General features: G+C 37.2%; 19 protein-coding genes and 1 pseudogene. 16 read left to right on the top strand and 4 right to left on the bottom strand.

Going from position 1 to position 23,039, the window contains the following annotated elements:
• The first annotated feature begins 1 nt into the window (after position 1).
• The 7 genes from ACHUE4_RS06770 (at position 2) to ACHUE4_RS06740 (ending at position 6,879) form a co-directional block, all read left to right on the top strand.
• A complete protein-coding gene (locus ACHUE4_RS06770) occupies positions 2-2,062 on the top strand; it encodes a putative bifunctional diguanylate cyclase/phosphodiesterase (RefSeq protein WP_394188617.1) in 2,061 nt (686 codons plus the stop codon).
• A 278-nt stretch (positions 2,063-2,340) separates the two neighbouring features.
• Positions 2,341-3,111, top strand: a complete 771-nt coding sequence (fadH, locus tag ACHUE4_RS06765; protein WP_394188616.1) for a 2,4-dienoyl-CoA reductase — start codon at positions 2,341-2,343, stop codon at positions 3,109-3,111.
• A gap of 61 nt (positions 3,112-3,172) precedes the next feature.
• Positions 3,173-3,409 carry a hypothetical protein gene (locus ACHUE4_RS06760; protein WP_394188615.1) on the top strand — a complete coding sequence of 79 codons (237 nt, stop codon included), beginning with the start codon at positions 3,173-3,175 and terminating at the stop codon, positions 3,407-3,409.
• A gap of 135 nt (positions 3,410-3,544) precedes the next feature.
• Entirely contained in the window at positions 3,545-3,988 is a 444-nt protein-coding gene (gene cbpB / locus ACHUE4_RS06755) for a cyclic-di-AMP-binding protein CbpB (RefSeq protein ID WP_394188614.1), read from the top strand.
• An 87-nt stretch (positions 3,989-4,075) separates the two neighbouring features.
• Entirely contained in the window at positions 4,076-4,966 is an 891-nt protein-coding gene (locus ACHUE4_RS06750; protein ID WP_394188613.1) for a LysR family transcriptional regulator, read from the top strand.
• Positions 4,967-5,038: 72 nt separating this feature from the next.
• The gene (gene dapD / locus ACHUE4_RS06745) at positions 5,039-5,752 is read left to right on the top strand and encodes a 2,3,4,5-tetrahydropyridine-2,6-dicarboxylate N-acetyltransferase (protein WP_394188612.1); all 714 of its coding nucleotides are present in this window, start codon (positions 5,039-5,041) and stop codon (positions 5,750-5,752) included.
• 8 nt (positions 5,753-5,760) lie between these two features.
• Positions 5,761-6,879, top strand: a complete 1,119-nt coding sequence (locus ACHUE4_RS06740) for an N-acetyldiaminopimelate deacetylase (RefSeq protein WP_394188611.1) — start codon at positions 5,761-5,763, stop codon at positions 6,877-6,879.
• A gap of 56 nt (positions 6,880-6,935) precedes the next feature.
• On the opposite strand, the gene ACHUE4_RS06735 is transcribed toward ACHUE4_RS06740, so the two are convergent.
• From ACHUE4_RS06735 to ACHUE4_RS06725, 3 genes are all read right to left on the bottom strand, one after another.
• The gene (locus tag ACHUE4_RS06735; RefSeq protein WP_394188610.1) at positions 6,936-7,715 is read right to left on the bottom strand and encodes a hypothetical protein; all 780 of its coding nucleotides are present in this window, start codon (positions 7,713-7,715) and stop codon (positions 6,936-6,938) included.
• A 298-nt stretch (positions 7,716-8,013) separates the two neighbouring features.
• Positions 8,014-8,391, bottom strand: coding sequence for a hypothetical protein (locus ACHUE4_RS06730; protein WP_394188609.1), 378 nt, complete (start codon positions 8,389-8,391; stop codon positions 8,014-8,016).
• Between the two features lie 258 nt (positions 8,392-8,649).
• A complete protein-coding gene (locus ACHUE4_RS06725; RefSeq protein WP_394188608.1) occupies positions 8,650-9,015 on the bottom strand; it encodes a hypothetical protein in 366 nt (121 codons plus the stop codon).
• 365 nt (positions 9,016-9,380) lie between these two features.
• Here ACHUE4_RS06725 and ACHUE4_RS06720 point away from each other — a divergent pair, with 365 nt between their 5' ends.
• From ACHUE4_RS06720 to ACHUE4_RS06680, 9 genes are all read left to right on the top strand, one after another.
• A complete protein-coding gene (locus tag ACHUE4_RS06720) occupies positions 9,381-9,788 on the top strand; it encodes a phage holin family protein (RefSeq protein WP_394188607.1) in 408 nt (135 codons plus the stop codon).
• 113 nt (positions 9,789-9,901) lie between these two features.
• Positions 9,902-12,316 (top strand): DUF7408 domain-containing protein, encoded by a 2,415-nt coding sequence (locus ACHUE4_RS06715; protein ID WP_394188606.1) that lies wholly within the window; start codon positions 9,902-9,904, stop codon positions 12,314-12,316.
• Positions 12,316-13,251, top strand: a complete 936-nt coding sequence (locus ACHUE4_RS06710; RefSeq protein WP_394188605.1) for an ABC transporter ATP-binding protein — start codon at positions 12,316-12,318, stop codon at positions 13,249-13,251. Before ACHUE4_RS06715 ends, ACHUE4_RS06710 begins: the two co-directional genes overlap by 1 nt.
• Complete coding sequence (locus ACHUE4_RS06705; protein ID WP_394188604.1) at positions 13,248-14,102, top strand: ABC transporter permease; 855 nt, start codon at positions 13,248-13,250, stop codon at positions 14,100-14,102. The genes ACHUE4_RS06710 and ACHUE4_RS06705 overlap by 4 nt, the downstream gene beginning before the upstream one ends.
• A 13-nt stretch (positions 14,103-14,115) precedes the next feature.
• Positions 14,116-15,582, top strand: coding sequence for a hypothetical protein (locus tag ACHUE4_RS06700; protein WP_394188603.1), 1,467 nt, complete (start codon positions 14,116-14,118; stop codon positions 15,580-15,582).
• Between the two features lie 10 nt (positions 15,583-15,592).
• Positions 15,593-16,585 carry an AAA family ATPase gene (locus tag ACHUE4_RS06695; protein WP_394188602.1) on the top strand — a complete coding sequence of 331 codons (993 nt, stop codon included), beginning with the start codon at positions 15,593-15,595 and terminating at the stop codon, positions 16,583-16,585.
• Positions 16,582-17,457 carry a DUF58 domain-containing protein gene (locus ACHUE4_RS06690; RefSeq protein ID WP_394188601.1) on the top strand — a complete coding sequence of 292 codons (876 nt, stop codon included), beginning with the start codon at positions 16,582-16,584 and terminating at the stop codon, positions 17,455-17,457. Before ACHUE4_RS06695 ends, ACHUE4_RS06690 begins: the two co-directional genes overlap by 4 nt.
• A gap of 12 nt (positions 17,458-17,469) precedes the next feature.
• Positions 17,470-19,239: a vWA domain-containing protein gene (locus ACHUE4_RS06685; protein ID WP_394188600.1), complete on the top strand. Its 1,770-nt coding sequence runs from the start codon at positions 17,470-17,472 to the stop codon at positions 19,237-19,239.
• Positions 19,223-21,823, top strand: a complete 2,601-nt coding sequence (locus tag ACHUE4_RS06680; protein WP_394188599.1) for a VWA domain-containing protein — start codon at positions 19,223-19,225, stop codon at positions 21,821-21,823. The genes ACHUE4_RS06685 and ACHUE4_RS06680 overlap by 17 nt, the downstream gene beginning before the upstream one ends.
• A gap of 140 nt (positions 21,824-21,963) precedes the next feature.
• Here the strand turns inward: ACHUE4_RS06680 and ACHUE4_RS06675 are convergent.
• A pseudogene (locus tag ACHUE4_RS06675) lies at positions 21,964-22,931 on the bottom strand (IS3 family transposase); the annotation flags it as partial.
• Positions 22,932-23,039: the final 108 nt, after the last annotated feature.

Below are 23,039 nucleotides of genomic sequence, written 5' to 3'. Positions count from 1 at the left end.
CATGAATTACTCATCTGCGGATGCGTCTGAAACACGCGATTATATGCATTTGTTTGCAACAATTAATCCTTTCGACATGACGTTTATCTTACACAAAACAATTAATTCGGATTATCGCGTAACATATGCAAATCAGCAGGGAGCGACACATTTCCGTCGAGAAGGAAAGAATTCTGAGCTTGCTTCAGATTTTTTCACCGAGGATATATGGGTGACTTTAAAAAACTTTATGAATCAGTTGTCGACTCATAAAGATGGTTATAAAACCAAAATCTTTTTACCTGTTTACGAAGAACTTGAGGTCTTTGATCTTAGCTTACTACTTGTGGAAATAAACACGGAAGAACCAATTATTCGAATGACTTTAACGAATCGAACGGTTGAAGAAGCAGAGCGGACAAAGTTATTAGAAACGAAAGAGAAATACGAATCGATTTTAGATCATAATTTAGACCCATTAGTGGCTGTTAACAATAAAGGGGAAATTGAATATGCAAATCCTGCTTTATCAAATTCCTTTGGATTTCATTCACACGAGGTTATTGGCAAAGAGTTAATCGGTTTTGTCGATGAGATGAGTCGAAAAAGCTTTTCACAATTAATGGAGAGAGCCTTTTTAGGGCAATCGATTGATCTAGAAGAATGCTCATTTTTACATCGGTCCGGCCATTTTGTACCGGTTTACATGAAAACCATTCCGATCGTTGTTCATAATGAAGTTACGGGTGTCCATTTTCTAATAAGGGATACATCTCCCCATATTGAGAATAAGGAAAAATTATTTTATTTATCCTACCATGATCATTTAACCGGATTATGGAATCGACGTGCTTTAAAAGAGCATTTAAGAGAAGACACTCGCTTTGCTGAACTTCATAATGAAGAAATCACCATCATTTACATCGATTTAGATCGTTTTAAATTAATCAATGACTCTCTTGGTTACAATTCAGGTGATGAACTGTTAAAACGTATTTCGGACCGTTTAAACATGCTTTCCGACCGGACGAGTAAGTTGTATCGACACAGTGGAGATGAATTTGTCTATGTACTTAGACATTCTTCAAAAGAAACATCAGAAGAATTCGCAAATATCGTACTTAAAGAATTAAACAAACCATTCTATGTCGATCATCAAGAGTATTTTGTTTCAGCATCAATGGGAATTTCTGTCTATCCGTCTGATGGCAAAGAAATGGATGTCCTTTTGAAAAAAGCCGATCAAGCGTTATTCTACGTAAAAGATCGAGGAAGAGCACATTATCGTTTTTATCAAGAAGATATGAATCATTCATTTCCCAATGAAGCTTTAATGGAATCGCATTTAAGACGAGCAATTGAAATGGATGAGCTATCTATTCATTATCAACCACAGGTGGATTTGAATACAGGAATGATCAATAGCTTTGAAGCGCTACTTAGATGGAATAATCGTAAATTTGGATTTGTGACACCAGCACAGTTTATACCGATTGCGGAAGAGTCAGGTTTAATCATTCAAATTGGCGAGTGGGTTCTTGATCAAGTTTGTTTACAATTAAGTGAATGGCAACAAAAAGGATTCCGTCCAATGCGGGTAGCAGTTAATATTTCACCTAAACAATTCAAGCAAGAGACATTTGCTCATCAAATCAAACAAATTTTAGACAAATATGGTGTGCACCCGAATGCTCTAGAGGTTGAAATAACCGAAAGTGCAATGACCAATATGCGTGAGACCTTATCTGTTTTAAATGATCTAAAAGAAATTGGTGTGGTTATATCAATTGACGATTTTGGAACGGGATACTCGTCACTTAGCTATTTGAAGCGTTATCCAATCGACATTATTAAAATTGACCAGTCTTTCATTCGAGACATTGAAACCGATACGAAAAATGCAGCGATTGCTAGAACGATTATTCACTTAGCCCATAACTTAGGAATGGAAGTTATAGCTGAAGGTGTTGAGAAACTTAAACAAGTAGACTTCCTAAAAGAGGCAAAGTGTCAAAAAGCACAAGGCTTCTATTTTAGTCGTCCTGTACCAATTGACGAAATTACCGCCAAATATATGAGTTAATCAAAACCGAACCGATGTGAGCTTACACAAGTCACATCGGTTTTTTATGGCTTTTTTTGTATTCTCCATTTGGTGGGGGTCATTCGAGGATTCGATCGGTGTATTCAAGAATTCATTGTGCCTATTCAAGGATTCAGATGGCACTTTCTAAAATTCATCTTTTTCACACAATTTCGGAAAGAATTTTTTCCAATAAACATCTCATTTAGAAAGACAGAATTATAAAGTCATGATACGATAATGAGTGAATATTCATTCAATAAAAGGGGCTGAATCATATGTTATTAAAAGACCAAACAATTATCGTAACGGGTGGATCAAGTGGAATGGGTTTTTATATGGCAAAACGGTTTGTCGAAGAGGGTGCAAACGTAGTCATTACAGGACGAAATTTGGAAAGATTAGAGACGGCTCAAAAAGCAATTTCGCATGATGATAGCTGTGTTGGGATTTTTCAAATGGACGTTCGTGAACCAGAACATGTGAAGGCAATGGTTGCCTATACGGATGAAAGGTTTGGCCGGATTGATGGATTAGTTAATAATGCAGCTGGAAACTTCATTGTACACGCAGAGAAATTAACACCAAATGGCTGGAAGTCAGTTATAGATATCGTTTTAAATGGAACGTTCTTCTGTTCTCACGCAGTGGGGAACTATTGGATTGAAAAGGAACAAAAAGGCTCAATTCTTAATATTATTGCAACGTATGCTTGGAATGCAGGAGCGGGAATTGCTCATTCAGCAGCAGCAAAAGCAGGCGTTATGTCTCTTACCCGCACTTTAGCAGTTGAGTGGGGAACAAAATATGGTATTCGAGTAAACGGGATTGCACCTGGACCAATCGAACGAACTGGTGGAGCAGAAAAACTTTGGGAATCCGAAGAAGCTGCAAGAAGAACGTTGAACTCAGTGCCGTTAGGTCGTCTTGGAAGACCAGAAGAAATTGCAGACCTAGCATCGTTCATGATGTCTGAAAAAGCAGCTTATATGAATGGCGAAATTGTCACATTAGATGGTGGTCAATGGTTGAATAAATTTCCATTTTGATGAATGATTCTATTTAAGATGCCCATACTACTTCATACAATCTTGAAAGGATGAAGTTGACATGGGTATGTGGACATGGCCGTTAGTCGGCATGATTATTATTGTTGGTGGAATCAGTTTGTATGCAACACTTAAAGTGATGAGGTTTGAAAGACAGAGACAAAGTGTGAATGATGCACCAATTTCAGGTGAAATCAAAGAACATCCCGCGCTTTTTAATCCAGTTATTTGGTCATATCTGGTAGCTATGATTTTCATGTTTGTTATTATCTTTTATTATGTTGCTTCTTCGCGATAATTCGTGGAGAAGTATTTTTTTTACATATTGATGAAGCTATATTGAGTTGTCTTTCTCTTTTTTTGAGTGACTTTGTGATATGATAAAGAAGTAGTTTGTTGTTCTTTTAAAGAACATAAGAAGGAGTAGAAGTGTATGATTTCGGTTACAAGCAGAGATTTTTTGGATATGCAAATCGAAGAATTCATCATCTCATCTGAAAAAGTTGCTCATGTTCAATTAGGAAATAGTGCAGAACATGCATTATTAGTGTTAACTAAAACCGGTTATTCATCCATTCCAGTTTTAGATACTAAATATCGTCTAAAAGGGCTCGTAAGTACTCAAATGATAACTGATGCGATATTAGGACTTGATCATATTGAATATGAACGTTTACATGACATTAAAGTAGATGAAGTGATGTTACAACCTGTTCCCTCCATTCATGTTTCAGAGAAATTTAAACGTGGACTTGATTTATTAATTAATAATCCTTTTTTATGTGTTATTGATGATGAGGAAACATTTGTAGGAATTTTAACGCGTAGAGTTGTATTGAAACAATTAAAAAAACATATCTATCAAAATAATCAGTAATATGAAAGAATAATAGAAGATCTCCTTGTGAGGTCTTCTTTTTTTCGAAATGTTCATGATATTAGCAAGTTCATTGGAGTGAAAAAAATGACGTCAAATGAATCTCAAATTATAAAAATATTAGCTGAAGAACGTAATATGAGAAAGGCTGCAGAACGGCTTTTTTTATCGCAACCCGCACTTTCGCAAAGGTTGCAATCGATTGAAAAAGAGTGGGGTACTCAGCTGTTTATTCGTTCCCAAAAAGGTTTAACCGCCACATCAGCGGGAGAACTTGTGATTCAATATTCAATCGATCAATTGGCTAAGCAGGAAGAAGTATTTGAGACGATTCAGTCATTAATCTCTAAAGTACATGGCACTCTAAAAATTGCATGTGCATCAATTGTTGGTCAAAACTGGCTGCCAATGGTATTAAAAGATTTCGTCACTCAATATCCAGAAGCAAAAATTTCACTGATCACTGGTTGGAGTTCAGAAATTGTTAAGGCGTTATATGATGGAGATGCCCATATTGGAATCGTTCGTGGACATACAGAATGGAAGGGAACAAAGATCCATTTATTCCGAGATACTTTATATTTAGTTGACCAAGAACTTACCTCGGTTCAAGATGTTTTGTCTACAGATCGACCGTTTATACAATTTAAAAGTGATTCAAATTATTATCAAGAGATTCAAGCTTGGTGGCAGCGACATTTTTCTTCAAGTCCAAAACGCCAAATTACGGTAGACCAAATCGAAACATGTAAACAAATGGCCTTAAATGGTATTGGCTATGCGATTTTACCGTCCATCACTTTAAATGGACTTGAACCGATCAATAAAATTCCTTTAACAAATCAAGCTGAGGAATTTGAATTAACACGAGATACCTGGTTAATCGGTTATGATTCCGCTTTTGAATTAAGACAAGTTGAGGCTTTTGTCAAAGTCGTGAAAGAACATGCATCAATTTTGCATGATTATTCAAAATAAATTCGTGTATTATTGTTCGTTTTCCTGTACAATTAGTCCATATTTTGCAAGATTGAAAGGGGTTCAACTCGAATGAAACAAATGGATGCTTATGAAATTATCTCGTATATACAACATGCGAAAAAATCAACACCTGTAAAAGTTTATGTAAATGGTGAAAACTTAAAAGATTTATCTTTTGGTGAAAATACTAAGATTTTTGGTGAAGGGAATTCACTTGTTTTATTTGGTGAATGGACTGAAATCGAAAAAGCTTTAGAAGATCATAAAAATCAAATAACAGATGTGGTAGTAGAAAATGATCGCCGTAATTCAGCAATACCTTTAGTAGATTTAAAAGGAATCAATTCACGAATCGAGCCAGGTGCGTTTATCCGTGACCAAGTTGAAATCGGAAATAACTGTATCATCATGATGGGTGCTGTTATTAATATCGGTGCGGTAATTGGTGACGGTACGATGATCGATATGGGTGCCATACTTGGAGGACGTGCGACAGTAGGAAAGAACTGTCATATTGGCGCAGGAGCTGTATTAGCAGGCGTTATTGAGCCACCATCTGCTATGCCTGTAATTGTTGAGGATGACGTTTTAATAGGCGCAAATGCAGTTGTGTTAGAAGGTGTGAAAATTGGTAAGGGAGCAGTAGTTGCGGCAGGTGCTATTGTGACAAAAGATGTTCCTCCTTATACCGTAGTTGCAGGTACACCAGCGAAAGTTATTAAAGAAATAGATGATCAAACAAAATCGAAAACAGAAATTATGCAAGAACTTCGCCAATTGTAGGAGCCAGTATGAAAACTCTTCAACAAATTAGACGAGAGCTACATCAGATTCCAGAAATCGGTTTTCAAGAGTTTAAAACACAAGCTTATTTAATGGAGATTATCTCTTCTTTTAATCAAGAGCGTTTAAAAATCGTTAAATGGAAAACGGGTATCGTTGTGCATGTAACTGGATTAAATCCGCAAAAGACAATTGGTTGGCGAACGGATATAGATGGTTTGCCGATAAACGAACAAACATCACTTCCATTTCAATCGATTCACTCAGGTTTTATGCATGCATGTGGACATGATATTCACATGACAGTAGCTTTAGGTATTTTACAAAGAATCATCGAATCTCCTATTCATGATTCCATGGTATTTCTATTTCAGCCTGCTGAAGAAGGTCCTGGTGGCGCACTGCCGATGAGAGAATGGTTAATAGAGGAACATCCAGAACTAGTTCCGGATATGATATTTGCGTTTCATATTGCACCTGAATATCCCGTTGGGACAATTGCAACACGACCAGGTCTATTATTCGCCAATACATCCGAATTGTTTATAGATCTACAGGGGATTGAAGGACATGCGGCTTTCCCACATAAAACGAGAGATATGACCGTTGCGGCAGCTAATTTACTGATGCAATTACAAACGATTGTGAGTCGATCGATTAATCCACTCGACTCTGCTGTTGTGACGATCGGAAAAATGACATCAGGCACTGTGCAAAATATTATCTCAGGTCATGCAAGATTAGAAGGTACGATTCGAACATTGGATGCATACACAATGACCCATGTTAAAGAAAAAATTGAGGTATTTTGCCAAGCCACTGAATTAGCGTTCGACTGTAAAGTGCTTATTGACTATGGTTCATCGTATTATCAAGTTTATAATACAGAAGACATCACTCAAAACTTTTTATCATTTGCTAATCAAGACGATTCCACTATTGCCATAGAATGCGAGGCGGCAATGACGGGTGAGGACTTTGGATATTTCCTACAAGAAATCCCTGGCTTGTTATTTTGGGCAGGTGTTGATTCATCATATGGTCTTCACCATGCGAAGCTTAATCCAGACGAAAGAGTCATCGATACGCTGGTTCCTTTTATTGAATCGTATTTAAGATCATTATAAAATTCTAAAAGGAAAAAGCCGTTCTGAATTCAGAACGGCTTTCGTGTTTTAAACGTTTATTCACAGTGTTCCGGACATCCTGCTGCATTTCCATTGTTGTAGGTATCTAAAGCCGTACCTAAAGTTGATGCTGTATCATTACTTACAACACCAGATGCAAGGAAAGCATTTGCTGCAGCTATAGCAGTTTCTGCAAATGGACAAGTAGCATTGTTCAATACATTTAAGTTTGCTGCCAATAATTGAATATATAAATTGTTATATGCAGCCAAACCTGGTCCCATCGGCCTTGTCGGCACTTCGTTATTATACACAGTATCTACATCATCCATTGAATCCACAGTGAAGCTAAATCCCTGGGTTCCAATTCCAAGAACAATTTGACCTCCTGGAGCAGATGCAAGTAATTCCGCTGTTAACTCTTCATCGGTTCGAAATCTTCCCTGCGAGAAGGTACAAGCTGTGCTTGGTTCATCTTGACAATTTCCTTCGGGGAAAGTTGTTCCACATGCTACTGTTCCTCTTACAACGCGAGCTTCTGCGTCAAAATGAATTGGAACATTCACACATAGAACTTGCGATACTGAAAATGTACAGGTACCGGTGTCACTTGGGATGAAACCCAGTGCTGCACAACTACGGAGAGAAGGACCTCCAACACAATTCACAATTGGAGTTCTCGCATCTACTGTAGGTCTAATTGTAACGTTTGCCTCAACACACACTTCTTTACTAACTGTTCGATCACACCCAGGAGCGAGCACTTCTTCAAATGGATCCAAAGCGGAATTTGCTATATTATTTCCACCACAACCACATGGTTTTTGTTCATTCATAAAATCACCTCCTTCTTGTTCCTCCTACTAATAGATTCATATAGTAAAATAAAGTCTGAGCTTTCTACCTAATTAGAGAAAAGAATAGAATTTAATTCCTACTAAATAAAGGTGAATCAAATTGTTCTGGATATATTAATGAAAAATATTTTGATCGTCGGCTATGTTATTTCTACTAATCAAAGACGTTCTGAATAGCAGAACGTCTCTCATTAACAAAGACCGTGACAAATAATGTACATCACTTGGAAGATCCATAGGATTTCACTTATGGTGCACAAAAGTTAAAATCTAAAAGCTACACAGCTGGGGGTGTCGTACGACAGTTTTCATTTGGGAAGGATGCTCCACACGCTACAGTTCCTCTTACAACACGAGCTTGTGCATCAAAATGAATTGGAACATTCACACAAAGAACTTGAGAGACGGTAAATGTACATAAACCGGTTTCACTTGGGATAAAGCCCTGTGCTACACAACTTCTTAGAGAAGGACCTCCAACACAAGTCACGATTGGAGTTCTTGCTTCAACGGTAGGTCTGATTGTTACATTCGCTTCAACACATACTTCTTTACTTACAGTTCGTGTACATCCAGGTGCTAAGACTTCAGGTGTATCAAAAGCTGAAGCAGCTAAACCATTTTCACCACAACCACATGGTATTTGTTCACTCATAATATCACCTCCTCTTTGTTACTCCTTCTAGTAGATTCATATAGTAAATAAAAGTCTGAGCTTTCTACCTAATTTGGAAAAAATATAGATTTTAGTCTCTAGTAATAAATCATTTAAATTTATGAAGTAGAACTGAAATCATATGAATTGAGGTCCCAAATTATTAAATTTAATACTTATATTTATTTCACATGCAAATAAGACAAGAAAACATCTCTGTATAAAAGGATGCTTTCTTGTCTTATTCATTAATATTCATCAACAGTCACAGTCACAATCACAGCCACAAGGTTTGTTTGAAAGTTTCTTGCAACCAACCTTGTTTTTCTCTGCATCAACTTTCGCACTAAATTGAAGTGGTATTCTAACGCGAATTAATTGACTTACAATAACGGTGCACTCGTCTGATTTGTTTTTAGTTATTGAAATTGGTTCTACTTCTGCTTCATAACATTCCACCATTACTGGACCTATCGATACATCAGGATTAACAGTTACTTTTGCTTCAACGCATAATTCTTTATTTAAAAAAGCAGTTGCTTGATGAATGGCAGATTCATTTGACGAATGATCAGGTTGATGTGGCTTAAGGTGATGGTTATATTTAGGAGGTTTTTTTGGCAATTTCATTTCCTTTCTACATGTCATTCTTTTATTTAATGCGAAAACCTGTAATTTTGTTCAGTATATACAATGAGTGTGGCTGGACTAGTAAATTAGTTGAAAACAAATTTCAATGAATTTTACACGAGGTTGAGAAAGAATTACATGCATTGTGAAACAATGATTCTATCAATTAGTAAAATGCGTGAGTCAATAATAGGTTAAGAAACATATATTAAATAGAAGGATTGTTAAGAAAAATAAATATTACTAGCGTTCAACCTAAGAAAGTCTTCTCAATCGAATTTACCTAGTAATGTGTTTACGTAAAACCCTTCAAATAGAAGGGTTTTTATTTTAGGTCTAAATTACAGGAGGTGAGAGGAATGGGGAAAATACTATTGTCTACAACATTTGTTAGCTCATGGTTTTTATATATCGTAGGAGGCTGGGAAATGTTAATGACGGTACTAATCGTTTTTATGTGTATTGATATTTTTACGGGATTAATCAAAGCGGCAATCAAACGACAAGTAAACTCAAAAATTGGCTATAAAGGATTTTTGAAGAAAGCCACCATTATGTTAGTCATCATTTTAGCAAATTGGTTGGATGCGCTAACTACCACTGATGTCCCTGCATTTAAAACAATTGCTCTCTATTTTTACATTGGGATGGAAGGATTATCGATTATCGAAAATCTACATCAAATTGGAGTACCAATTCCCAAAGTTATTTCAAAATATATGGCTAGTTTAGCTGACGAAGAAAACAATGAAAACGAAAAAGATTAATGATAAAGAACAATCCTTCTTTCTTACAAAAAAATGTTATTATTTTCATTTTTCCCGCAACTTATATTTAGTTGTTTCGTACTAATTAATATAGAGAGAAGGGGGAAGTACAAATGAAGCAATTTTTACGGTGGTGTTTTGCATTAAGCTTATTATATATTCTAAGCAATATGACTTATTCAGAAGCGTATGCAGCATCCCAATTAGATGTAAAAGCGACAGCAGGGTTTCAAAACAAAGTTAAACATGGACAAGGATTACCTTTAACTTTAACCATTACAAACAAAGGGGATGAATTTTCAGGGGACTTAGTCATTGATTCCTCTGAATCATACGGTGTAGGTTCTGCAAAAGCCTTTCCCATTACGGTCGGCTCAGGTGAAATGAAAACCATTACCTTATCATTGCCTGGTTTATCTGATGAATTTATGTATTCAGGAACAAACTCACAAATGTTTTATTTTTATGAAGGGGATTGGGAAAGCGGGAAAGAAATTTCCTATAAGGGAAATAAATCGGTCCGTCCCAATTTTTACGGACCAGAATCTACTTTTGTTTTAACCTTATCTGAAAGTGCTGATCGAGTTCGTCCGTTTTCTTCTATGAAGCTAAATTCGATGGGCGACCAGCAAACGATTCATCTTGGTCAAATAAAGAATTTTGAATTTCCAACGGCTGCATCTTCATATGGACTAGCGAATTTTATCATTGTCGATGAATATGTTTTAGCTGATTTATCCGAGGATGCACAAAAAGCATTATTGGATTGGATTCAAACTGGTGGGGTTGTCATGATTGGGGCATCTGACAATGTAACTGCTGAAGTTGGCATGCTCGCAACTCACTTGCCTTTAACATTATCAAAGGAAAGACAGGAAGTTTCGAAAGAAGTTCTGTCATCTTTTATTTCCAATAAAGAATTTAAAAACCCGATTAGTTCGTTTGTTGCTTCAAAAAATGAAGGCTCACGAGTTTTACTTCAATCAGAAAGCAATCCGCTTGCAGCAATGAAAAATGTTGGGAAAGGGGCCATAATCCAAACATCATTTTCATTAGGAGATGAACCTTTTTCAAAAGAGACGAATGCAACCGTGTTCCTTGCAGACATTATTAAAAAAGCAAATGTTGGACTAACAACAAATTACGGCATGTATATGAACCATCAAGGTATAAAGGAACAAATGACCTATGAGTTGGGTTCAATAAATGAACTGTTTCCATCTTTTCAGATTTCTACGACTCTCATGCTGGTCATTGTTGTCTTTTACATTTTACTAGTAGGTCCTCTCTTGTACGTTTTCCTAAAACGCAAAGATAAAAGGGAATATGCATGGTGGATTATTCCGGTGATTTCTATCGTAGCTTCTGTTGCCATATTTGCTTATGGTGCGAAGGATCGATTAGTGCGCCCTCAAATTCAACAAGTCAGTTTTTACGAAGTCCAAAAAGATAAAAGCTTAACAGGTTATTATGTAGAATCTCTTCTATCAAATCGAAGTGGAAATTTCACCTTTGAATCTGAACCAGGTACAACGATGGTCGGGTCAAAAGGGATGAATAGTGGTTACGGTGGTCCAGTAGCCAGTGTTCAAGGACTCTCCATCTTAGAAGAGAAGGCGAATAAAACACAGCTAACTGTTCGTGACGTTGGCTATTGGTCGGTATCATCTGTTTTAGGTGAATCAACCATTAAAGAAGGTGGGAATTTTAATATCGATTTAACGGTTGAAAAAGGAATTGTACGAGGAACCGTAAAAAATGAATTTTCATTTGCACTAAAAGATGTAGCGATTTGGTCTGGCACAAAAATGATTGAGTTAGGTAATCTCGATCCAAACGAGTCCATTGAAGTGAATGAACCAATCGGAGCTGCCGTTTTATCTCCTATCACTGCCTCTTCATCTTACATGGGAAATACAGCAATTATGAACGCTGCTGACCTCCCTAAGGAACGGAAAAATAGCTTGCTACGTATGTCTCAAATGTTAGGTAACAGAGCAACAGAGCCAGCTATTGTGGCTCATACAGAAGATCCTATTGTTCCAATAAAAATGGCGAACGAACGAGCAGAAATTTCTGCCATTAATATGGTTTATCAAAGATTTTCACCAACAACCATATTTTCAGGAGACTTTACATTGCCCGCAACATCCTTTGATATAAACGTTAGTTCCGATGACCCGTCAGCTTATTTTGAACAGATGGGTACGAGTAAATTCGAATGGATTATGGTCAATGGCACGTATATTTATGATTGGAAAATACCTGCCAATATGCCTTTGGAAAAAGTTAAATGGACAGAACTAATGCTTGCTAATACGAATTCAGCAACGATGCAAATTGAAATCTTTAATTGGAACACAAAAGCATTTGAAGAAGTAAAAGGTAGTCGTTTTTCAATTAAAGAAAAAGTCAGTGAGTATGTTTCAACTGAAGGAATGGTCCAATTTAAAATAGACAAACAAGGAATAAATGGTGACGATTATACACGACTACCAGAATTACGATTAAAAGGGGAGGTCCAATAATGATAGAAATAGTAGGACTGACCAAAAAATATGGTTCTTTTTATGCCTTAAATAACTTGAATTTAAATTTAAGTGAAGGAACAGTTTTTGGTTTTGTTGGTGCAAATGGAGCGGGTAAATCAACAACGTTTTCGATATTGGCCACTCTTCTTCAACCAACAGCTGGAGACGCCATTATTAATGGGAAAAGTGTTCGTAAAGAGCCTCATGAAGTGAGAAAGCAAATTGGCTATATGCCCGACTTTTTTGGTGTATATGATCAGTTGAAAGCAGACGAGTATTTGGATTTCTATGGTGCGAGCTATGGAATTCCTGAAAAACAACGTGCTGAGTTAATTCCTCAATTATTAGAACTAGTGAATTTATCGCATAAACGATATGAGTATGTTGATTTATTATCACGGGGAATGAAACAACGGTTATGTTTAGCTAGAGCATTGATTCATGATCCGCAAGTTTTGATACTAGATGAACCTGCTTCAGGATTAGATCCTCGAGCTCGAGTGGAAATGAGAGATATCTTAAAACAATTAAAAGGTATGGGCAAAACGATTTTAATTTCTTCTCATATTTTGCCTGAGCTTGCAGAAATGTGTGATGAAATCGGTGTCATAGATGGAGGTAAATTAATCGCACATGGATCTGTTTCCGATATTCAAGCTCAACTAAAAGGGGAACGCCTAATAACCGTTAAATTGAAAGGGTTAACTGATCGAGCTACTCGGTTTTTTGAGGAAGATCCATTTGTCACTGGATTGGAACAAAAAGAAGACCTTCATACGATTACATTTAAATACAGAGGATCAGAAGAAGACCAACTTCGATTATTAAAACACGCGGTAGAAGAAAACCTCTCCATCTTGTCCTTTGCTGAAATGGAAACAGACTTAGAGGATGTCTTTATGGAAATAACGAAAGGAGTGGAGACTTTATGAGAGTGAACATGAATAATCCTGTACTCATTAAGGAAGTAAAACTCCGCTTCCGATCTTTGAAAAGCTTTACAGGTATTTTGTTTTACTTAATCGCGATGAGCATTTTTGTTTTTGGTTTCATCTTTTTAACGACTCAATTTACAGGCAAAGGATTTTTCCGACCAGACCAAAGTTTCTTCCTGTTTGGCTTATTAACATTCATTCAATTAGGTCTAATCTTGTTTATTACACCCGGATTAACAGCAGGTACGATTAGTTCCGAGCGCGAAAAACAAACCTTAAATATGCTTTTGACAACTTCTCAAAGTTCCCTGCAGATCATCATTGGAAAATTAAGTTCTTCCATCGCATTTTTGTTATTAATGCTTCTAGCAGGCTTACCGATTTACAGCTTAGTCTTTCTCTTTGGCGGGATTTCTCCTGGCCAATTAGGCGTTATCTTCTTATTCTTCATCTTAACAATGATTGCTGTAGGAAGTATTGGAGTCATGTTTTCTACATTGACTCGAAAAACGATTGTGTCCATGATTGCAACATATGGCACGATGATTTTTTTATCAGGTGTTACTTTATTTTTCTTTCTAATTTCTATACAAGTAAACCAAATGAGCGGACCAAATCCTGGCTTAACTCAAAGTCCAGCGCCATTTGCTTATTTTTGGGCAAGTATTAATCCAGGTATACTCATGTATACATTATTAAATCCTGTTACTGAAAATTTTGTGAATATGCAAACTAAAATCGATTTCCCAGTGTGGGCTAGCTATATAATCTTTTATGTTCTGTTATCTTTTGGAGCTATCACAATCTCAATCAAGAAATTAAGAGTCAATATGAAAAAATTAAAATAAGGAGGTTTTTAGCATGAATAGTCGAGACAAAATACTCGTGGCTGTAAACAAGACACATAGGCATTTAATAAGCGAGTATATGTTTAGAATGGTGCAAACGGGCATACTCCTTAGTATTTTAACGATGGTTTTATTTCATGTTGTTTCTCGATTATTTGTGTTTCCTCATTATCAACTTTGGGCTATTGCTTCAGCCGTCTTAATTTTCTTGATTTACTTACTACTAACCATATGGAAGAGGCCAAAATTCAAGGATTCCATATCCTTATTTGATCATTACTTTCCGGAGAATCTTTTACTCACAGCTTTGAATTCATTTAAACAGGATTCGTTATTACTAACTGCTTTGCGAAATCGCACGCTCCAATTAGTAAATCCAGCATTTGATTTATTTAAACTTCGTAAAAAGAATTTATGGAAAAAGAAATCTTTAATCGGAATATTGATAGCTAGCATTTTTCTTGTGATCCTACTTACGTTTCCTTCAGAAACTCAACTCGTTGCAAAGGATATTGAAGTAGAAAAAGAATTAGTGAAAGAATTAAAAAAAGATGTTGCTAAATTAGTGAAAAAAACGAAATCCGAAAAAGTGACAAAAGAACTGGAGCAACTTGAAAAACAATTAAAGAAAATGAATTCTTCAGAAGAGGCATTAAAGGAGTTAGTAAAAAAACAAAAAGAACTCCAATTGCGAGAACAGCAATTAGCTAATAAACAAAAAACGTCAGATGGAAATAGTGATTCTAAAACATTAACTTCTGAAGAAAAAGAAGAGTTGGCTGCTTTGCAAAAAGCAACAAAAGAATTAGCAGAACAAGTTGGCGAAACTCAGACTGTGCTTAGTCAAATAGGTAAAGCCTCTGGAGATGCAAACCAACTAGCATCTCAAGCAACGAATTCAAATGCACAAACTGGCAATGGCCAATCCGCAACACAAAGTAATAACCAAAGCCAAGGCCAAGGTCAGGGTCAAGGCCAAGGTCAGGGTCAAGGCCAAGGTCAGGGACAAGGACAAGGACAGGGACAAAGCCAAGGCCAAGGCCAGGGACAAGGACAAGGACAAGGCCAAGGACAAGGCCAAGGAAAGGGACAAAGCCAAGGCCAAGGTCAGGGACAAGGCCAAGGTCAAGGTCAAGGTCAAGGACAAGGTCAAGGACAAGGCCAAGGGCAAGGGCAAAGTCAAGGCCAAGGACTTGGTGCAGGTCAAGGATCGGGTAGTAGAGACCTCCTATCTGTTCCTTCACGAATAGGTGGATCGAGCCAATCAAGTACGGATAGTGGAAAACTAGGAGAAGGCTCTTCTGCAGAGGAGCAAAAAACGGATGCTCCAATAGCTAGAGGAACTGTGAAACCATATGGTGAAGTAATCGGCAATTACAAGGACTCCTATTTAAACAGTTCCAAACGCATGCAGTTACCACCAGACTTACAGAGAATCGTTCAAGATTATTTTTCATCAATCGAAACACGTGAGGAATGAGGAGGATTACATGTCATTTACACCAGAGAATTATGTAGAAATGAGCAAGCGATTACAATTAGTTAAACAAGAAATAAGCGAGTTTATCGTTGGTCAGAATGAAGCAGTCGATTTCACCCTTTACTCTGTATTAGCAGATGGGCACGCACTGTTAGAGGGATTACCGGGCTTAGGGAAAACAATGCTCATACGAACAATTTCTGACGTGTTGGATTTGTCTTTTTCTCGTATTCAGTTTACACCCGATTTAATGCCTTCCGATATTACAGGTACTAGTATTATTGAAAAATCCGAGGATGGGAGACAGCAATTCTCCTTTAAACAAGGTCCTATTTTTAGTCAAATGGTCCTTGCAGATGAAATCAATCGTGCTACGCCTAAAACACAAAGTGCATTATTAGAAGCAATGGGCGAAAAAACAGTTACCGTATTAGGTGAGACAAAACAAATGACGCGTCCATTTTTTGTGTTAGCAACACAAAATCCGATTGAAATGGAAGGTACATATCCTCTTCCAGAGGCTCAAATGGACCGGTTCTTATGCAAAATCTTGGTGAACTACCCAACGAAAGAAGAATTGAAAGAAATTGTTTTAAGAACGACTGGCGCAACTTCTGTTCAACTTCAGAAAATCATGAACACGAATGAGTTAGTGGAAGCTCAGCAAATGGTTAAGGAAGTTTTGATTGCTGAAGATATGCTTTCGTATGCAATCGACTTAACTTCAGCCACTCACCCTAATGAAGAGGCTACTGAAGAGGTGCGACAGTTTGTACAATATGGCAGTGGTCCACGGGGGTTACAAAGCTTAATACGTTTAGCAAAAGCTAGAGCATTGATGGCTGGAAGATATCATGTGTCGATCGCAGATATTAAATCGGTAGCAAAACCAGCACTTAGACATCGGATGTTATTGAATTACGAAGGGGAGGCAGAAGGAAAAACAGCTGACTCTATTTTAGATCAATTACTTCTGACGATTAAACAAGGTCAGTTGACATGAATACTACTTCACTTTTACCTGAAGATTGGTCTTCTAAAATAGGAAGACTACAGATTGCAACAAAATCTAAATTGCGCGGTCAGCACAAAGGATCTCATCGCTCGATGCGTTTTGGTTCCTCACTTGATTTTTCCGATTTTCGAGAGTATTACCCAGGGGACGATGTGCGTCAAATTGATTGGAATGTTTTTGCACGCACAGATAAATATTTCATTAAACGATTTTTGGATGAGCAAGAAATGCGTGTCCATATTGTACTTGATGGATCTAAATCTATGAAAAACGAGAAAAAGTGGACTTTGGCTAAACAATTAGCTAGTTCCATAGGTCAGTTGGTACTTGGGAGAGATGATCGATTATCATTTGCCTTGGTATCTGAGGAGAAGACAATTCCTTTTAGAAGAAAAGGGGCTGTTTATCGAAAAGCTTTTTCATCTCATGTTTCGAAACTTCCGAATCCGACAAGTACTCAATTGTTTACTTCCATCACCCCTCAGCATATTGCGAAGGATTGCACAGTGTTATTTATCCTAACTGATGGATTAGAGCCAATTGAGGAATGGGAGAAAATGCTTCGGAAAATGCCCAAGTTTTCACAAGACATTCGTTTATTGCTGATTCAGTCTAGCGAGGATATCAACCCTTCTTTTACAGGAGACTTACAGTTAATTGATTCAGAAACAGAGCAACGGGTAAATGTGTCGGTCTCTCAAACAATAATTGCTGAATACGAAAAGAAAAGAATTCAACATTTTAAAGAGCTAGATTCTCTTTGCCGTCGCTATGGCATTCATACATTAAAAGTTGAAACGAAGGATGATATTAGCCACATTTTTTTTCATCAAATGATTCGTGCCAACTGGATAAATTGAGGTGAGCCATTCATGGGCTTTGGACAACTAGGATTTTTGTGGGCATTTTTCATTCCTTTTATCGTTCTACTTTATTATTTTTTCAGAAAGAAATATACAGACCAACCGATTTCTTCAACTCTTTTTTGGGAAACGGTCATGAAAGAAACAAAGGTTTCTCCTTATTTACAATACTTGCAACGAAATGCGTTGTTTTATCTCCAAATACTTGCTTTAATTTTGCTCGCTTTTGCTTTGCTTCAGCCTTATATAAAATCTCGTGCACTTGCTGGTGAGCAAATTATTTGGATGGTCGACACATCAGCAAGTATGCTTGCGGGTTCGAAAAATGAAAGCATTTTTAAACAACACAAAAGAGACATGTTGGTTTTATCAGAGCAATTAGAAGGTAAACCTGTCACGTTACTGAAAATGGGTGAAGAACCTACCATTCTCTTGCGGGAAGAACGCGATCTCTCAAAAATTCAATCTGCTATTAATAAATTAGAAGTTGAATATGAACAAGAGCATTTACCCAAAATGTTGGATTTTACACAGTCATTAGTTAAAGGTGAAGATACTGTTGTTTATTTATTTACAGATCATGTAGATCGAACTGGACTCCCATTAGAAAACGAAAGACTTTCTTGGGTTGTTAAAGGATCTGAAGGACCATTAGAAAATGTATCGATTCTTAGATTTGGTGCCAACAAAACCAATCAAAAAATTTCTGCCCTTGCTCAATTGGTTAATGATTCATCTAAGGAAAAAACAGGTCGATTTCTTATTACTTCAATCGATGATAATGAACTGATTTACTCAGAACCTGTTAGTATCCCTGCAAAAGAAACATTGTCGTTATCAATGAAAGAATTACCACTAGCTTCTGGTTTAAAAGCTATTCTTCAAATTGACGATGATTATCAAATTGATAACGAATCCACTGTTTTACTACAGTCACAAACATCCCAAACTTTTGTTGATAATCAGTTACATCAGTTGGTAACAGCAGCTTTTCAAGCGATGTCTATTCCTGTGAGTTCAGTACCTTCTGAACAATTAAGTGATCTTTCAGAAGAGGGAATAATCGTGACAAATCAAACTTCTTTACTCGAAACAGCGACATCACCTGTGTTATTAATTGGCCGAAATGATGAAAAAGCTCATGAGGTGAATGGTGTTGTCATGACTGAAAGAGATGATGTTTTTGCCTATGCTAGTTTGGACGACCTATATGTCAGTAGCCTATATCCACCTTTCGAAAATTACGAAACGATTGCTCGCGTGAATGAAGAACCTTTTATTCAACGAAGCCAAAAAGGCGATCTAATCGTTTTAGCCGATGTCCAAATGACTGATTGGCCGTTGCACCCTTCTTTTCCTTTATTTTTGTGGAGTACAGCAGAGCAAATGACGACAAACAGTGATTATCTAGGGATATTCTCTCCTAAGGAAAAAAAGTCAATTTCATTAGTAGCGGACGAAGAGGATGCAGAATGGGAAGTGTTTTCTGAAGAAAATGAATACATCTCCTCCCTGCAACAAGGAAGTCAATTCACAGCACCTGCAAAACCAGGCATGTATTCATTAAGGTCTGGGGATGTCGAAAAACAATTTGTCGTTTTGTTAGAACAACAAGAGAAAGAAATCCGAACCGGATCTTCCTACTCGATTGGAACATCTTCTGACACAACTTTAAAGGAAACCATTCAAACTTCAATGGTCTCATGGTTCTTACTTCTCATTATTTTATTATTACTAGCAGAATGGGAGGTGCAAAGACGTCGTGGACTTACGAATTGAATCACCCATTTGGTTACTTCTTTTTTTGTTGCCAATTGCTTATTTCATCTATGACAGATGGAAACATAAGAAGTACCAAACTCGAGAACAACAAATAATCGTCGGTATCAGAGCGACTGTTATTTTTTTACTTATCTTTGCGATGACGGGGCCAATGATTTTATTGCCCATTAAAGAAGAGCAAATTTTGTTCGTGGTTGATCAATCTGCATCAACTGCAGGAACTGAACTGCAAATAACTGAATTTTTGACACAATCCCTTGCAAAAAAGAAAGATCATCAGGCAATAGGGATCTATACATTTGATGATTCCTTTCAAACGCAGGTACCCTTATCATTGGACACAAAAGATGTGCCAGAACTTGTTGGTTCGAATCAAGATGGAAAAACAAACATAGCTGAAAGTATTCAGTTAGCCACAAATTTGGCAGACCAAAAAAAAGCCACGAGAGTAGTATTACTGTCAGATGGATTAGAAAATAGCGGCTCAGTGCAAGAACAACTTGCTAGAATGACGGGAAGTCATGTGGAAATTGATACGTATATGTTGAACCGGCCACAATCGGATGATGCCGCGATTACAAGTTTTGAAACTCCACCAGTTGCGTTTGAAGGGGAGCAACAGCAACTTGTTGTTGAAGTGGAGTCTTCAAAAGATGTGATAGGTGAACTCATTCTATCTGAAAATGATGAATTCTTGTTGACCCAACAAGTAGAAATCCAAGCTGGAACGAACACCTTTACACTTCGTCATGCCTCAACTGGTGAAGGATTATTAAAATATGAGGTTCAATTGAATTTAACGAACGATGCTTTATTGGAAAATAATGAATTGACTAGTGTCACAATGGTCGAGCGTGCACCAAGTTTGTTAGTAGTCAGTAACGATCAAGTGACCTCACCAATTCCAGACTTTATTGATCAGCAAGTCATTAACACAGATAATATTGCAGCTGTAGATTTACCTTATGATTTGTCCAATTATTTGAAGTACGACGCCATTATTTTTGATAACGTACCGGGTTATTTAGTTGGGGAAGACAAAATGAAAGTGATCGAACAAGCAGTTAAAAACTTCGGTGTTGGCTTCATGATGGTTGGGGGAGACAATAGCTTTGGATTAGGTGGGTATTTTAAAACACCTATTGAAAAGTTACTTCCTGTAGAAATGGAAGTGAAAGGAAAGCAACAATTGCCTTCACTGGGACTCATAATTGTGATGGATAGATCAGGCAGTATGATGGGGAATAAATTCGAGTTAGCCAAAGAAGCTGCTGCTCGCTCAGTAGAGTTGTTACGAGAAGACGATACATTAGGTTTCATTGCATTTGATGATAAACCTTGGGAAATCATAGAGGCAAAAACACTCACTGACAAAGAGGAAGCACTTGAAAAAATCTTATCGGTTAGTGTTGGTGGAGGTACCGAAATTTATCCAGGGTTAGAACTCGCTTATGAAAGGCTAAGTGATTTGAAACTTCAGCGTAAGCACATTATTTTATTGACGGATGGACAGTCAGCTACGCAAAATGACTATGAAACACTTATAGCTGACGGTTTAGCCGATAACATTACACTGTCCACTGTAGCGATTGGTCAAGACGCAGATCGTTCTTTACTAGAAGGGTTATCGCAAATGGGGACTGGCCGATTTTATGATGTAATGGATGAAAGTACGATTCCAGCAATTTTATCAAGAGAAACCGTTATGATCTCAAGAACTTATATCGAAGACAATCCTTTCTATCCTACGATTCAAGGCGATCCAGCGTGGATGAGTTTATTTGAGAAAGGAGTTCCACAAATAAATGCCTACATTGCAACTACTGCAAAACAAACAGCATCTGTTATTGCAGAAAGTACGAAAGAAGATCCCGTTCTAGCTGAATGGATGTATGGACTCGGAAGAACAATTGCTTATACATCGGATTCAAGCGGTGCATGGAGCGGAGATTTTGCACGCTTCGATCAGTGGGGGAACTTTTGGAATACGTCCGTATCTCGATTATTGCCATCCTATAGTGAAGTTCCGTTTGATATTCGAAAATCTGAAGATGGTTCCTATACGGTATTAGATCCTTCAGGACAATCAGCCTTTTTGGATATTGTCGCTGTGAATGAATCGGGTGAGGAAATAGAGAGTTTGTCTGAACCGATTGCACCAGGAAAAAGTCGGGTATCTTTTAAAGCAGATCCAGGGCTCATATTCCTTCGTATTTCCAATGAACAAAATGGTTTGTATCAAGCAGGCATTTCAATTCCATATAGCGACGAATATAAAATTCAACCTCCAAACGCAGGACTCTTGTCAGATATAGCAAACCGCACGGGAGGAGAAGTCGTATCGTCACCGGAACAAGCTATGCGAGATATTCAATACGTGAGTACAGAGTCTAAGAGTATTCAACAATGGTTAATACTCCTTGCCATGTTGCTATTTTTTATCGATATAACGTTAAGAAGATTCGGCTATCGCATGTTATCAAGAATTCCTTTCATGTTAATCAAACAAAAGTCTAATGAATTAGAAACACCTGTTCAAACAAATGTCTCACAGCTTTTAAAAGGAAAGCGGAAACGCTGAAATAAGAAAAAAAGGTAGATCCGAATCGGTAACGGGTTCTGTTTTGAAGTACAAAAAACGAAATAACACAATAAAACGCTTATTAATAGCATTAAATTGGCACTGCAATTGATCTGAACCCAAAAAGTTAGACACGAATATTAGGCGGCTGATAAGGTATGAATTCGGTATTGAACCGGACTCATGCCTTTTAATTTTGCCTTAATCCGCTTGTGGTTGTAGTAATCAATATATTGTTCTAATTCTTGCTTGAGATGACCGATACTTTCAAACTCTTTGAGATATAATAACTCAGATTTCAATAAACCAAAGAAACTCTCTATAACCGCGTTATCAAGACAATTTCCCTTACGGGACATGCTTTGTACAATATTGTTTTCTTTTAATACGTGATTATATTTTTTCATCTGATAATGCCATCCTTGATCTGAATGGAGGATAGGAGAGTCTCCGTCATTGATTCTCTCTAATGCTTTATCTAACATCTTGGATACTAATTGATATACTGGACGATTCTCTAGATTATAGGCAATGATTTCCCCATTGTATAGGTCTAAAATAGGTGATAAATACAGCTTTTCACCATGGAGGTGGAATTCTGTCACATCAGTAACCCACTTTTCATTCGGTTTAGAAGCCTTGAAATCACGCTCCAATATGTTTGGTGCAACCGTTCCGACATTTCCTCTGTAGGAACGGTACTTCTTCATCCGTACCAGGCATTTTAGTCCAAGTTGATTCATTAACTTAAGGACAGTTTTATGATTAAGTAAATAACCTTGATTTCGTAACTCCATCGTAATTCTGCGGTATCCATATCTCCCTTGGTGTTCGTGAAATATTTGTTTTATTACACTCTTAACTAGCTTGTGCTTGTCAGGACGCTTCATTTTCTCGACCCAGTAATAGTACGTGCTGCGAGGAAGGTCCGCGACCTTGACTAAGTTAATAATTTTATACTTATGCCTTAATTCAAGAATCACTTGTGCTTTGTCTTGTTCTGTAATCTCTCCTTTTCTTGAACTAAGGCATTCAACTTTTTTAGATAGTCATTTTCCATACGTAAACGTTCATTTTCGGCTAATAACGCTTCTTTTGAATCCTCTACAAATGTCATTTTCTTCACTTCTTTTTCCATGTGTAAATGTCAATCTAAACATGTACACTTTCGCTTGTTTAAAGATGCACAAAATTACTCGTTTTCTTTATCCAAATG

The sequence above is a fragment of the Paenisporosarcina quisquiliarum genome, assembly GCF_043641925.1.
GTDB classification, from domain to species: domain Bacteria; phylum Bacillota; class Bacilli; order Bacillales_A; family Planococcaceae; genus Paenisporosarcina; species Paenisporosarcina quisquiliarum_A.
Note: the sequence above shows the minus strand (reverse complement) of the source record. Positions and strands in the feature narration are given on the sequence as shown.